General features: G+C 51.7%; 9 protein-coding genes, 1 tRNA gene and 1 CRISPR repeat array. Of the genes, 4 read left to right on the plus strand and 6 right to left on the minus strand.

Going from position 1 to position 15,093, the window contains the following annotated elements:
- Positions 1-199 precede the first annotated feature (199 nt).
- The 6 genes from A9180_RS09520 to trxB all read right to left on the minus strand — a co-directional run bounded on the left by A9180_RS09520 (position 200) and on the right by trxB (position 7,743).
- A tRNA-Ser gene (locus tag A9180_RS09520) sits at positions 200-287 on the minus strand.
- A 342-nt stretch (positions 288-629) separates the two neighbouring features.
- A CRISPR array of direct repeats spans positions 630-1,803; the repeat unit is 28 nt; unit sequence GTTCACTGCCGTACAGGCAGCTTAGAAA.
- Between the two features lie 111 nt (positions 1,804-1,914).
- On the minus strand, positions 1,915-2,133 hold the full coding sequence (infA, locus tag A9180_RS09525) for a translation initiation factor IF-1 (protein ID WP_001040187.1): 219 nt from the start codon (positions 2,131-2,133) through the stop codon (positions 1,915-1,917).
- Between the two features lie 284 nt (positions 2,134-2,417).
- Positions 2,418-3,122 (minus strand): leucyl/phenylalanyl-tRNA--protein transferase, encoded by a 705-nt coding sequence (gene aat, locus A9180_RS09530; protein WP_064528286.1) that lies wholly within the window; start codon positions 3,120-3,122, stop codon positions 2,418-2,420.
- A gap of 44 nt (positions 3,123-3,166) precedes the next feature.
- Complete coding sequence (cydC, locus tag A9180_RS09535) at positions 3,167-4,888, minus strand: heme ABC transporter ATP-binding protein/permease CydC (RefSeq protein ID WP_064528289.1); 1,722 nt, start codon at positions 4,886-4,888, stop codon at positions 3,167-3,169.
- Entirely contained in the window at positions 4,889-6,655 is a 1,767-nt protein-coding gene (gene cydD, locus A9180_RS09540) for a heme ABC transporter permease/ATP-binding protein CydD (protein WP_064528292.1), read from the minus strand.
- 122 nt (positions 6,656-6,777) lie between these two features.
- Positions 6,778-7,743, minus strand: coding sequence for a thioredoxin-disulfide reductase (trxB, locus tag A9180_RS09545; protein WP_064528295.1), 966 nt, complete (start codon positions 7,741-7,743; stop codon positions 6,778-6,780).
- 544 nt (positions 7,744-8,287) lie between these two features.
- Between trxB and lrp the strand changes: the two genes are divergently transcribed.
- The 4 genes from lrp (at position 8,288) to rarA (ending at position 15,012) form a co-directional block, all read left to right on the plus strand.
- Entirely contained in the window at positions 8,288-8,782 is a 495-nt protein-coding gene (gene lrp, locus A9180_RS09550; RefSeq protein WP_000228473.1) for a leucine-responsive transcriptional regulator Lrp, read from the plus strand.
- 134 nt (positions 8,783-8,916) lie between these two features.
- Complete coding sequence (locus A9180_RS09555) at positions 8,917-12,888, plus strand: DNA translocase FtsK (RefSeq protein ID WP_064528298.1); 3,972 nt, start codon at positions 8,917-8,919, stop codon at positions 12,886-12,888.
- Between the two features lie 158 nt (positions 12,889-13,046).
- Positions 13,047-13,658, plus strand: a complete 612-nt coding sequence (lolA, locus tag A9180_RS09560) for an outer membrane lipoprotein chaperone LolA (RefSeq protein WP_064528301.1) — start codon at positions 13,047-13,049, stop codon at positions 13,656-13,658.
- Positions 13,659-13,668: 10 nt separating this feature from the next.
- A complete protein-coding gene (gene rarA, locus A9180_RS09565; RefSeq protein WP_064528304.1) occupies positions 13,669-15,012 on the plus strand; it encodes a replication-associated recombination protein RarA in 1,344 nt (447 codons plus the stop codon).
- Positions 15,013-15,093: the final 81 nt, after the last annotated feature.

Here is a 15,093-nt window from a genome sequence, read left to right on the forward strand (position 1 = left end):
GAGCTCTTCTTAAAATATGGCGGTGAGGCGGGGATTGACTCGCTTCGCTCGCCCTGCGGGCAGCCCGTTCACTGCGTTCGCGGTCTGTCCAACTGGCTGCCGCCAGTTGTCGAACCCGGGTCCGGGCTTCTCATCCCCGCCAGGCTGTGCAACATGCGAAAAAAAAGCCCGTACTTTCGTACGAGCTCTTCTTAAAATATGGCGGTGAGGCGGGGATTCGAACCCCGGATACGTTGCCGTATACACACTTTCCAGGCGTGCTCCTTCAGCCACTCGGACACCTCACCAAATTGTTTTGCTGCCTGACCTCATGGGTGGCAACGGGGCGCTACTATAGGGAGTTGGAGTAAAACGGTCAAGAAGAATTTATTTAGATTGGTTTGTTTGGTTATGCAATGAACACACGATTTGTTCGACCGAGATTATGACCGTATGCGTTCTGGTCAATTGTTTATCAAAAGCTATGTAGAAAATATGAAATTGAAGAAGTACCGATCGGCCCTTTTTTCAGGGTGAAATGTAACTCATTGATTTTGTTTATTGCTATTTTGAAGTCTGGAAAAAGGGTATGACTCGGCGATTTTGTAAGTTTTAACAGTAAATCAATCGGATAGTCTGCTATTATTCCAGTTCACTGCCGTACAGGCAGCTTAGAAAATTATGCTGCCAGCACCACCGCGTCGGCGGCTGTTCACTGCCGTACAGGCAGCTTAGAAACTGTTATCTGCCACTGCGCGTGGCGCGGCCATGTTCACTGCCGTACAGGCAGCTTAGAAAAGCACTCGTGTAGCCCAGCAATAACGGCGGAAGTTCACTGCCGTACAGGCAGCTTAGAAAACGGCAAATGGCGGCTGTATCGACTCGACGGGGTTCACTGCCGTACAGGCAGCTTAGAAATGGACTATCAGCGCCCGGTTGCCGGAGAGTGAGTTCACTGCCGTACAGGCAGCTTAGAAAAATAAAACACCCTGACAATAACGCCCAAAATAGTTCACTGCCGTACAGGCAGCTTAGAAAATCACAAGAAACATGAAGCCGTCTTTGGTGATGTTCACTGCCGTACAGGCAGCTTAGAAAAGCTCCGGTGCGCCCATTTTCTCCAGCTCACTGTTCACTGCCGTACAGGCAGCTTAGAAATGGTGGCGTATGCAGGGCTATGCGCTGGAAATGTTCACTGCCGTACAGGCAGCTTAGAAAAAGAAACGCAGCAGCGTTGACGCCGCGATTAATGTTCACTGCCGTACAGGCAGCTTAGAAAATAATTTGTTTTTGCACCACTGTACCTCGTTAAGTTCACTGCCGTACAGGCAGCTTAGAAAAGCAGCGATGCGAAGCTCTTGAGGCGGATCAATGTTCACTGCCGTACAGGCAGCTTAGAAAAGCAGCGATGCGAAGCTCTTGAGGCGGATCAATGTTCACTGCCGTACAGGCAGCTTAGAAAATTCCGTAGCAGTGCGCGTAGGCAGTGGTGCTGTTCACTGCCGTACAGGCAGCTTAGAAAGAGCCAGAAAGACCTACACAAGTTGCAGCTCGAGTTCACTGCCGTACAGGCAGCTTAGAAAGCGTGCCAGTCTTTCTTTTCAAGAGACATTCTGTTCACTGCCGTACAGGCAGCTTAGAAACCCTACCCTCGCATAAACAAATAACCGTCTTAGTTCACTGCCGTACAGGCAGCTTAGAAAGCAACAAGGGGGGCGCATGACCGCAAACATTATGTTCACTGCCGTACAGGCAGCTTAGAAAGGATACGTTCATTTCGAAACGGTGAACTGCCTGTTCACTGCCGTACAGGCAGTTTTCAAACTCAACGCTCCATCCTCCAGGATTTACTCCCCATAACTCCAAACGCAAAAAAGGCCGGTTAAACCGACCTTTTACTCGTTCTTTCTCTTCGCCTATCAGGCGGTAAAACAATCAGCGACTACGGAAGACAATGCGGCCTTTGCTCAGGTCGTACGGGGTCAGTTCAACAGTCACTTTGTCGCCCGTCAGGATGCGGATGTAGTTTTTGCGCATTTTACCGGAGATGTGTGCAGTAACCACGTGACCGTTTTCTAACTCTACGCGGAACATGGTATTAGGCAACGTTTCCAGAACGGTACCTTGCATTTCAATATTGTCTTCTTTGGCCATCTAATCCTCTGGGGTATCACTACCGTAATTTGAACCGGCAAGATAATGCCGAAGTTCTGTAAATAAGTAAAGATTTGTGCGCTAATTCGCAACAAACAGGTTTGGCACATAACTCCGAAAACACACGGCTAAGCCGCACTATAAGCGCAACGTATAAGGGAGCGGTGAGATAAACGATGGGCGTTACCTGACGCGAAAAGTTCCTTATCGGCAGCGGAGTAATGAGCATAACCAACTCTGCGACCGCAATTATAACACTCTGGGGAGAAATGTGCCGAAAACATTCATTCTTGTGGTGAAAACAATCGCCGTGGTACCCAGAAATTATTTGGTAACCGTTCGAGGCGCAGTTGATAGAGATAATTGAGGTAATCCCGACGAGGAATTTCGCAGGCGCCAAGCGAGGCAGTATGGTCATTTAATACCTGGCAGTCGATAAGCTTACCGCCATGACGGATAAATTCGTCACAAAAAACCAGGAGCGCCGTTTTCGAGGCATTCTCCATGCGGCTGAACATCGACTCGCCACAAAACAGTGTTCCCTGCGCCACGCCGTACATGCCGCCGACAAGTTCGCCTTCACGCCACACTTCTATGGAATGGGCATGGCCCAACTCGTGAAGGCGATGGTAGGCTTCGACGACGTCTCGCGTTATCCATGTTCCTTCTTCGCGATCGCTGGCGCAGCCTTCAATAACCTGACCAAACGCGTAATTCAGCGTGACGCGATAGGGGGAGCGCTTATGAAAACGTTTCATGCTGCGGCTTATATGCAGTGATTCTGGCCATAAAACCGCACGTGGATCAGGCGACCACCAGAGAATAGGATCGCCCGGAGAAAACCATGGGAAAATACCGCGCTGATAAGCCATGAGTAGCCGCGCAGGGCTGAGATCGCCTCCCAGCGCCAGCAGGCCGTTAGGCTCACGTAATGCGCCTTCCGGGGAAGGGAAGGCTATTGAATGGCGAGAAAGCTGAACCAGGCGCATGACTGCAAAACTCCACTACGCAAGTCGGATCGTTCAATAATAGCTTACAAACCCTGCTTAAACTGGTAATAACGCCCCTGTCTGGCAAGCAGTTCTGCATGAGTACCTTGTTCAATAATTTGCCCGTTGTCCATCACTATTATTTGCTGAAAATGTGAAAGTCCACGCAGCCGATGTGTAACCATTAATAGCGTTTTCTCTCGCATCATTTCAGCCAGTAATTCGAGGATCTGACTTTCAGTTGTGGCATCTAAGCCTTCAGTTGGTTCATCCAGCAATACCAACGGCGCATCGTGCAATAGCGCACGGGCGATAGCCAGACGACGCAGTTCGCCGCCGGAAAGCTGACGTCCACCTTCTCCCAACCAACTGTTGAGCCCTGCGTCTTCGAGTAGTTTCTCCAGACCGACGCGACGGAGAATTTCAGCTAGAGTGTCATCAGTAGCGCCAGGTGCGGCGAGTAACAGATTATCGCGCAGTGTGGCGCTAAACAGATGCACTCGCTGCGGCACAACGCTGATGGTCTGGCGCAATGTCGATTCATTCAGGTCTGCGATCGGGCTGCCGTTAAGCAAAATCTCACCCTGTTGCGGGTCCCATGCGCGGGTTAGCAGTTGTAACAATGTTGATTTGCCGCATCCGGTTCGCCCGAGAATCGCAATATGTTCGCGGGCGTTTGCCTGAAGAGAAATCCCTTTAAGCGCTTGTTGGGATTGTTCCGGATAAGTGAACGCAACATCCCGTAACGTCAGGGAAACCTGCTCGGGAACGGCGGACTGAGTATCCGGAAAGGTCACTTCTGGTTTTTGGTCCGTTAAGTCAGTGATACGCACGGCAGAAGCAATAACTTGCCCCAGATGCTGAAATGCACCTGTCACCGGAGCCAGGGCTTCGAATGCAGCCAGTGCACAGAAGACAAACAGCGCAATTAACGCGCCTGGCTGGCTATTACCGCCAACGCCGCCGGAGGCCATCCACAGCATCAGAATTACCGCCAGCGCGCCAATCAACAGCATAATTGCTTGCGAGAGCGAGGTCAGTTCGGACTGACGACGCTGCGCTTCCAGCCACTGAATTTCGGTGTTCTCTAACTGCGTGCGATAACGATCGCTGGCACCAAAAATGGTCAATTCAGCTTGTCCTTGCAGCCAGTCGGTTAACTGTTGGCGATACTGACCGCGAAGATGGGTAAGATTTTGCCCGGTGCTTTTTCCCGCACGATAAAACAGCGGCGGCATCAGGAACAGTGTCAGCAACATAATGCCGCCCAGCGTGAAGGCGAGGGTGAAATCAAGAAAACTTAACCCGACAGTCACCACCATAATCACCATAAAAGCCCCTACCAGAGGTGAGATAACGCGCAAATAAAGATGATCGAGCGTATCAACATCGGCGACGACGCGGTTGAGCAACTCGCCCTGGCGATAGCGGGCCAGCCCGGCAGGGGAGAGGGGCAGCAATTTGCTGAAGGTGTAAATGCGCAGATGTTGCAACACGCGGAAAGTCGCGTCATGGCTCACCAGACGTTCAAAATAACGCCCAGCGGTACGGGTGATTGCTGCGCCACGCACGCCTGCAGCGGGTAGCATATAATTGAAGCTGTACAGTCCTGCAACGCCTGCAACCGCTGAGGCGGAGAGGAACCAACCAGAAAGTGTCAACAAGCCGATACTGGCCAGCAGTGTGACAATTGCCAGTACAATACCAAGGCTTAACATCCACTTATGACGCTTATACAGAGCCAGATAAGGAAGCAACGCGCGCATTTAAATCTCCTCCTGACGATGGGCCAGCAACGTGGCGAATGGACCGTTAGCGACGCTTAAATCAGCGTAACAACCTTGCTCAATAATCTGACCATCCTGCATTACCCAAATGACATCCCAGTCAGCAAGATCTTCTAACTGGTGGGTGACCATCAGCGTTGTCTGGCGCTGCGAGGCAGCACTTAGCGCCTGCATCACACGCTGCTCGCTGTGTGCATCGAGGCTGGCTGCAGGTTCATCCAGTAATAACAGTGAGCAGGGATGAAGTAATGCACGCGCTACTGCCACACGTTGTGCCTGACCTACGGAAAGGCGGGCAGCCTGGTCGCCCACGGGAGTATCGATACCTTGCGGTAGGAGTGGCAGAAACTCGCTGACCCAGGCGTTATCCAGAGCTGTTTGTAACTCTTGTTCGCTGGCATCAGGTCGCGCCAGCAGCACGTTGTCTCGTACTGTTGCCGCGGGTAATTGCGGATTCTGACCAACCCAGGAGAGATGTTTTCGCCATGATTCCGGAGATAAATCCCGCAATTCAATGCCGTTGATCTGCAGCGAGCCCTGATAGGAGAGAAAACCGGAAAGCGCATTCAATAGTGAGCTTTTCCCTGATCCGCTTCGTCCCACCAGTACCGCACGTTTGCCTGCCGGTAATGAAAAGTTCAGCGGGCCAGCCAGTGTTTTACCTTCAGGCGATGTGATGAACAGATCTTTGGCTTCGATGGTCACTGGTTCGGTAGACGTTAACTCAACTTCACCACGCTGTGGATGGGCGAGGGGCGTTTCCATAAATGTTTTCAGGCTGTCAGCTGCGCCAACAGCCTGGGCTTTAGCATGATAAAACGTGCCGAGATCACGTAACGGCTGGAAAAACTCGGGAGCGAGGATCAACGCAAGGAAACCCGCAGCTAACGTCACGCCCGTGCTGTAGTGACCGAAATCAAGCTCGCCGAGATAGGAGAAACCAAAATAGACCGCCACCAGAGCAATCGACAGCGAGGTAAAAAATTCGAGAATGCCGGAGGATAAAAACGCCAGCCGTAGCACTTCCATTGTCCGTTGGCGGAAATCTTCCGAAGCAGAGCGAATGCTTTCAATTTCAGCTTCACCACGACCAAAAATACGCAATGTTTCCATGCCCCGCAGGCGATCGAGAAAATGTCCACTTAAGCGAGCAAGAGCGAGAAAGTTACGTCGGTTAGCATCGGCAGCACCCATCCCAACTAAAGCCATAAACAACGGAATTAACGGTGCAGTGCCGAGTAAAATAAGTGCCGCGGCCCAGTTAGAAGGGAAAATTGCGACGACAATCAGTAGTGGTACTGAGACTGCCAGCGCCATTTGCGGTAGGTAGCGAGCGTAGTAATCATGCATATCGTCAATTTGCTCGAGCACCAGCGTCGCCCAGCTCCCCGCAGGTTTACCCTGAATCCAGGCAGGCCCTGCCTGCTGCAAACGGTCAAGAACCTGGCGGCGGATAGCAAAACGAATATGTTGCCCGGCGTGATAGCCCACCCGTTCGCGTAACCAGACCACCCATGCACGCAGCACAAAGGTCATCACCAGCAAGGTAAAGGGAAGCAGCAAGGCTTCTCGGGGAATGTTCTCCATGATCATATGTTGCAGAATTCGCGCCATAAACCAGGCCTGGGCAATTATTAATATGCCGCTCACAAAGCCCAGCAGACGAGAAATATTCAGCCAACGTTGGGAGATGACGCTTTGCTGTTTTAACCAGCGGGTTAACTCTTTTTGACGGGATTTATTCATTGCACGCTTAGCAGGTGAGTTATCAGAATTTTTTGCAGGGCAATGTTACAACGGAGGAATAATAAAGGCGACCCATAGTCGCATGGTGTCGCCTTCTTTACTTTTGTTACTGATTTGTAAAATTATTTTTTGTCAGCTAAACCGTCGAGGTAGCGTTCCGCATCAAGTGCCGCCATGCAGCCTGTACCGGCGGAAGTAATGGCCTGGCGATAAATATGATCCATCACGTCACCTGCGGCAAAAACGCCCGGAATACTGGTCTGGGTGGCATTACCATGAATACCCGATTGTACTTTGATGTAGCCGTTTTCCAGTTCCAGTTGTCCTTCAAAAATAGCAGTGTTCGGACTGTGACCGATAGCAACAAACAGACCAGCAACGTCGAGAGACTCGATATTATCGCTGTTTTGCGTATCGCGCAGACGAACGCCAGTGACGCCCATCTGATCGCCGATCACTTCTTCCAGCGTACGGTTAGTGTGCAGAATGATGTTGCCATTCTCCACTTTGTCCATAAGACGCTTAATGAGGATTTTTTCCGCACGGAAACCATCCCGGCGGTGGATCAAATGTACTTCGGAAGCGATGTTAGACAGATACAGCGCCTCTTCAACCGCAGTATTGCCGCCGCCGATGACCGCCACTTTTTGGTTACGATAGAAGAATCCATCGCAAGTCGCACAGGCAGAGACACCACGACCTTTAAAAGCCTCTTCAGAGGGCAGGCCGAGATAGCGTGCAGAAGCCCCGGTGGCAATAATCAGCGCATCGCAGGTATATTCGCCGCTGTCGCCAGTCAGGCGGAACGGACGATTCTGCAGATCCACTTTATTGATGTGGTCAAAAATAATTTCAGTTTCAAACTTGGTAGCATGCTCATGCATACGTTCCATAAGCAGCGGGCCGGTCAGATCGTTTGGATCGCCAGGCCAGTTTTCTACTTCAGTGGTCGTCGTCAGCTGGCCGCCTTTTTCCATGCCGGTAATCAGTACCGGTTGCAGGTTGGCGCGTGCCGCGTAGACAGCCGCGGTATATCCTGCCGGGCCTGAGCCCAGGATAAGCAGTTTACTGTGTTTGGTCGTGCCCATGAGATCCCCATAGTTGTTGGCAGACAATGGGCAGGATTGTAGGGAATTTACAGACGTAAAAAAAGAGTATGACGATTTTGTTAACGATTTGTGCAATCGACAAAAGCGATAAGCGTGTCAAATTCTCCCGTCATTATCACGCCTGCTACTTAATTTTTCCGGTTTATAAGCCGATTAAATGATGATTAAACGTCACTGTTAATGAATAACTGGCATGTTGTACTAAAAAACGATGTTTTGCTTTGACAATCACCTGGTGTTTTGCGAAAACATTCGAGGAAGAAAAAAACAGTATTGTTATGTGCGCATAATCATGCATGTAAATACCATGTTTACCGTGCTAGTGAAATCTACGCATGGCGTGGACAGACGCCATTCGTGATGTCGATAGCTGCCTCAAGGCAACGGTCTTCTCACCGTAGACCCAGGCATTGCGAGCCGTGAATCTTAATGATTTCGGTCTATCGTGACAGGTAGCGACTCTGAACAGTGATGTCTTCAGGGTCAGACAGGAGTAGGGAAGGAATACAGAGAGACAATAATAATGGTAGATAGCAAGAAGCGCCCTGGCAAAGATCTCGACCGTATCGATCGTAACATTCTTAATGAGTTGCAAAAGGATGGGCGTATTTCTAACGTCGAGCTTTCTAAACGTGTGGGACTTTCCCCAACGCCGTGCCTTGAGCGTGTGCGTCGGCTGGAAAGACAAGGGTTTATTCAGGGCTATACAGCGCTGTTGAACCCGCATTATCTGGATGCATCACTTCTGGTATTCGTTGAGATTACTCTGAATCGTGGCGCTCCGGATGTGTTTGAACAATTCAATACTGCTGTGCAAAAACTTGAAGAAATTCAGGAGTGTCATTTAGTATCCGGTGATTTCGACTACCTGTTGAAAACACGCGTGCCGGATATGTCAGCCTATCGTAAGCTGCTAGGGGAAACCCTGTTGCGTCTGCCTGGCGTCAATGACACACGGACATACGTTGTTATGGAAGAAGTCAAGCAGAGTAATCGTCTGGTTATTAAGACGCGCTAACACGGAACAGGTGCAAAATAAGTGTATTTTGATTACACTCCTGTTAATCCATACAGCAACAGTACTGGGGTAACCTGGTACTGTTGTCCGTTTTAGCATCGGGCAGGAAAAGCCTGTAACCTGGAGAGCCTTTCTTGAGCCAGGAATACACTGAAGACAAAGAAGTCACATTGACAAAGTTAAGCAGCGGGCGCCGACTTTTGGAGGCGTTGCTGATTCTTATTGTCCTGTTTGCCGTCTGGTTGATGGCAGCCTTGTTAAGCTTTAACCCTTCGGACCCCAGTTGGTCGCAAACGGCCTGGCATGAGCCTATCCATAATTTAGGCGGGGCGCCTGGTGCGTGGCTGGCCGATACGCTGTTCTTCATTTTTGGCGTGATGGCTTACACCATCCCGGTCATTATTGTTGGCGGCTGTTGGTTTGCCTGGCGTCATCAGGCCAGCGACGAGTACGTTGACTATTTCGCCGTTTCTCTACGAATTATTGGTGTGCTGGCGCTTATCCTTACGTCCTGTGGCCTTGCGGCAATCAACGCGGACGACATCTGGTATTTTGCCTCCGGTGGCGTAATCGGTAGCTTATTAAGCACTACGCTGCAACCGCTGTTGCACAGCAGTGGTGGGACCATTGCGCTGCTCTGTGTTTGGGCGGCTGGCCTGACGTTGTTTACTGGCTGGTCCTGGGTGACCATTGCCGAAAAACTGGGCGGCTGGATTTTAAACATCCTCACTTTCGCCAGTAACCGCACTCGTCGCGACGATACCTGGGTTGATGAAGAAGAGTATGAAGACGACGAAGAGTATGAAGATGAGAAGAACGGCAAACAGCATGAATCGCGCCGTGCTCGTATTCTTCGTGGCGCGTTAGCGCGTCGTAAACGTCTGGCGGAAAAATTCATCAATCCGATGGGGCGGCAAACAGACGCTGCATTGTTCTCCGGTAAGCGGATGGATGATGAAGACGACGTTACCTACACTGCGCGCGGTGTAGCCGCTGATCCTGATGATGTCCTCTTTTCAGGCAACCGTGCAACGCAGCCAGAATATGACGAGTACGATCCATTATTAAACGGCGCCCCAATTACTGAACCTGTTGTGGCAGCAGCTGCTGCTACCACGGCGACGCAAAGCTGGGCTGCGCCGGTTGAACCTGTTACTCAGACGCCGCCTGTTGATGTTCCTCCTGCACAACCGGCTGTGGCCTGGCAGCCTGTGGCGGGGCCGCAAACGGGCGAGTCGGTCATTGCCCCTGCGCCGGAAGGTTATCCGCAACAACCTGTGCAGTCACAGCAGCCATATTATGCGCCTGCTGCGGAACAGCCTGTTCAACAACCTTATTATGCGCCTGCGCCTGAACAACCTGTTCAACAACCATATTATGCGCCAGTGCCTGAACAGCCGGTTCAGCAGCCATATTATGCGCCTGTTGCGGAACAACCTGTTCAACAACCTTATTATGCACCAGTGCCTGAACAGCCAGTGGCTGATAACGCATGGCAAGCTGAAGAGGCGCAATCCACTTTTGCGGCGCAGTCTACATACCAGCCTGAGCAAACTTACCAGCAGCCAGCCGTTCAGGAGACGTTGCGTCAGCAGCCGCCTGTTGTAGAGCCTGAACCGGTTGTTGAAGAAACAAAACCTGCGCGTCCGCCGCTTTACTATTTTGAAGAAGTGGAAGAGAAGCGTGCGCGCGAACGTGAACAGCTCGCCGCCTGGTATCAGCCTATTCCTGAGCCAGTTAAAGAACCTGAGTCTGTTAGACCTGTTCAGTTAGCTAAATCTGTTCAGTCATCACCGACTACCGCCGCAGTCCCTCCGGTAGAAGCCATGGCAGCTGTTTCGCCGCTGGCATCAGGCGTGAAGAAAGCGACTCTGGCGACAGGTGCTGCCGCAACGGTTGCAGCGCCTGTTTTTAGCCTGGCAAACAGCGGTGGGCCTCGACCACAAGTGAAAGAGGGTATAGGCCCGCAGTTGCCACGACCAAAGCGTATTCGTGTTCCGACTCGTCGTGAACTGGCATCGTATGGCATTAAGCTACCTTCACAGCGAGCCGCCGAAGAGAAAGCTCGCGAAGCGCAGCGTAATCAGTACGATTCTGGCGATCAGTATAACGATGATGAAATCGATGCGATGCAGCAAGATGAGTTGGCACGTCAGTTCGCCCAGGCACAGCAGCAACGCTATGGAGAACAGTATCAGCATGATGCGCCAGCTAATCCTGAAGATGAAGATGCAGCGGCAGAGGCTGAGCTGGCTCGTCAGTTTGCCCAAACCCAACAGCAACGTTATTCCGGTGAACAACCTGCGGGAGCAAATCCATTCTCACTGGATGATTTTGAATTTTCGCCGATGAAAGCGTTGGTGGATGATGGCCCACACGAGCCGCTGTTTACGCCCATTGTTGAACCTGTTCAGCAGCCGCAACAACCGGTAGCGCCGCAGCCGCAGTATCAACAGCCGCAACAATCAGTTGCGTCGCAGCCGCACTATCAGCAGCCGCAACAACCGATAGCGCCGCAGCCGCAATATCAGCCGCCGCAGCAACCTGTAGCGCCACAGCCGCAGGATACTCTACTTCATCCGTTGTTAATGCGTAACGGTGATAGCCGTCCGTTGCATAAACCAACGACGCCACTACCCTCGCTGGATTTGCTGACACCACCGCCAGGCGAAGTTGAACCGGTAGATACCTTTGCACTTGAGCAAATGGCGCGTCTGGTAGAAGCGCGCCTGGCCGATTTCCGCATTAAAGCTGATGTGGTCAACTATTCACCTGGGCCAGTTATCACCCGCTTTGAGTTGAATCTGGCGCCGGGCGTAAAAGCAGCGCGTATTTCTAACCTGTCACGCGATCTTGCTCGTTCATTGTCGACCGTGGCGGTGCGCGTGGTTGAAGTCATTCCAGGTAAACCTTACGTAGGTCTGGAGTTGCCGAACAAAAAACGACAAACCGTTTATCTGCGCGAAGTACTGGATAACGCGAAGTTCCGTGATAATCCATCGCCGCTGACGATTGTTTTGGGTAAAGATATCGCAGGCGATCCGGTCGTAGCCGATCTGGCCAAAATGCCTCACTTGCTGGTTGCGGGGACCACCGGTTCCGGTAAGTCGGTGGGTGTAAACGCCATGATCCTGAGCATGCTCTATAAAGCGCAGCCGGAAGATGTTCGTTTCATTATGATCGACCCGAAAATGCTGGAGCTTTCGGTTTATGAAGGCATCCCGCATCTATTGACGGAAGTCGTTACCGACATGAAAGATGCTGCCAACGCATTGCGCTGGTGCGTAAATGAAATGGAACGTCGTTATAAGCTGATGTCTGCGCTGGGTGTGCGTAATCTGGCGGGGTATAACGAAAAAATTGCTGAAGCCGATCGCATGATGCGTCCGATTCCAGACCCGTACTGGAAGCCAGGTGACAGTATGGATGCGCAGCATCCGGTGCTGAAAAAAGAGCCGTACATTGTGGTGCTGGTGGATGAATTTGCCGACCTGATGATGACGGTAGGTAAAAAAGTGGAAGAGCTGATTGCGCGTCTGGCGCAAAAAGCCCGTGCCGCAGGTATTCACCTCGTGCTGGCAACGCAGCGCCCTTCGGTGGATGTTATTACTGGGCTGATTAAAGCGAACATTCCAACCCGTATCGCCTTTACCGTATCCAGCAAGATAGACTCACGTACCATTCTTGATCAGGCTGGCGCGGAATCACTGCTCGGTATGGGGGATATGCTCTATTCCGGGCCGAACTCAACCATGCCGGTACGTGTTCATGGTGCTTTTGTTCGCGATCAGGAAGTTCATGCCGTGGTGCAGGACTGGAAAGCGCGCGGTCGTCCGCAGTATGTTGATGGCATCACCTCCGACAGCGAAAGCGAAGGCGGAGCAGGTGGTTTCGACGGTGCTGAAGAACTGGATCCGCTGTTCGATCAGGCAGTGGCGTTCGTCACTGAAAAACGCAAAGCGTCGATTTCCGGCGTACAGCGTCAGTTCCGCATCGGTTACAACCGTGCAGCGCGCATCGTAGAACAGATGGAAGCGCAGGGGATCGTCAGCGAACAGGGGCACAACGGTAATCGTGAAGTGCTGGCCCCGCCGCCGTTTGACTAATTGGTGCATCGTAGGCCGGATAAGACGCGATAGCGTCGCATCCGGCACTCTATCAACTGAAAATTCAGTATTTTCTTCTTTCCTCAAGCTGATTATTAGCCTGGAATAGAGAGTAGAGGGAACTCCCGATCGGGAGTGACGTAATTTGAGGAACAATGATGAAAAAAATTGCCATCACCTGTGCATTACTCTCAAGTTTAGTGGCGTCCAGTGTTTGGGCTGATGCCGCAAGCGATCTGAAAAGCCGTCTGGATAAAGTCAGCAGCTTCCACGCCAGCTTTACGCAAAAAGTAACTGACGGTAGCGGTGCTGCGGTGCAGGAAGGTCAGGGTGATTTGTGGGTCAAACGCCCTAATTTGTTCAACTGGCATATGACCCAACCTGATGAAAGCATTCTGGTTTCCGACGGTAAAACATTGTGGTTCTATAACCCGTTTGTTGAACAGGCTACGGCGACCTGGCTGAAAGATGCCACCGGCAATACGCCATTTATGCTAATCGCACGTAACCAGTCCAGCGACTGGCAGCAGTACAACATCAAACAGAACGGCGATGATTTTGTCCTGACCCCTAAAACCAGCAATGGCAACCTGAAGCAGTTCACTATTAACGTGGGCCGTGATGGCACCATCCATCAGTTCAGCGCGGTGGAACAGGATGACCAACGCAGCAGTTATCAGCTGAGATCCCAGCAAAATGGGGCAGTGGATGCAGCGAAATTTACCTTCACCCCGCCGCAAGGCGTAACGGTAGATGATCAACGTAAGTAGAGGCACTTGAGTGAGCAACCTGTCGCTCGATTTTTCGGATAATACTTTTCAACCTCTGGCCGCGCGTATGCGGCCAGAAAATTTAGCACAGTATATCGGACAGCAACATTTGCTGGCTGCGGGGAAGCCGTTGCCGCGTGCTATCGAAGCCGGACATCTGCATTCCATGATCCTCTGGGGGCCGCCGGGAACCGGTAAAACGACCCTCGCGGAAGTGATCGCCCGTTATGCAAATGCTGATGTGGAACGTATTTCTGCTGTCACCTCTGGCGTGAAAGAAATCCGCGAAGCGATAGAGCGCGCGCGGCAAAATCGCAATGCTGGTCGCCGCACTATTCTTTTTGTTGACGAAGTTCACCGTTTCAACAAAAGCCAGCAGGATGCATTTCTGCCACATATTGAAGATGGCACCATCACGTTTATTGGTGCAACAACCGAAAACCCGTCATTTGAGCTTAACTCAGCTTTGCTTTCGCGTGCTCGGGTCTATTTGCTCAAATCCCTGACCACCGAGGATATTGAGCAAGTACTAACTCAGGCGATGGAAGACAAAACGCGCGGCTACGGTGGGCAGGATATAGTTTTGCCAGACTCGACGCGACGAGCTATTGCTGAACTGGTGAATGGCGACGCGCGCCGGGCGTTAAATACGCTGGAAATGATGGCGGATATGGCCGAAGTCGATGACAGCGGCAAACGTGTCCTGAAGCCTGAATTACTCACCGAAATTGCAGGTGAGCGTAGCGCTCGTTTTGATAACAAAGGTGATCGCTTTTACGATCTGATTTCCGCGCTGCATAAATCGGTGCGCGGCAGCGCACCCGATGCAGCGCTGTACTGGTATGCGCGGATTATTACTGCGGGCGGTGATCCGTTATATGTCGCACGTCGCTGCCTGGCGATTGCTTCAGAAGATGTGGGCAATGCCGACCCGCGTGCGATGCAGGTGGCGATTGCTGCCTGGGATTGCTTTACCCGCGTAGGCCCGGCAGAAGGTGAACGCGCTATAGCCCAGGCGATTGTTTACCTGGCCTGCGCGCCAAAAAGTAACGCTGTCTACACCGCGTTTAAAGCCGCGTTAGCTGATGCCCGTGAACGTCCGGATTATGACGTGCCGGTACACCTGCGTAATGCGCCAACCAAACTGATGAAGGAAATGGGCTACGGGCAGGAATATCGTTATGCCCACGATGAAGCAAACGCTTATGCTGCCGGTGAGGTTTACTTCCCGCCGGAAATAGCACAAACGCGCTATTATTTCCCGACAAACAGAGGCCTTGAAGGCAAGATTGGTGAAAAGCTCGCCTGGCTGGCTGAACAGGATCAAAATAGCCCCATAAAACGCTACCGTTAATGTTATCGTTGCGGTAATGTTGTTACTGTATCCCTGTGGTCGCAGGCTGTGGCCACATCTCCTATTTAATTCGATAAGCAC

It is taken from the genome of Escherichia sp. B1147 (assembly GCF_001660175.1).
In the GTDB taxonomy this organism is placed as follows: domain Bacteria; phylum Pseudomonadota; class Gammaproteobacteria; order Enterobacterales; family Enterobacteriaceae; genus Escherichia; species Escherichia whittamii.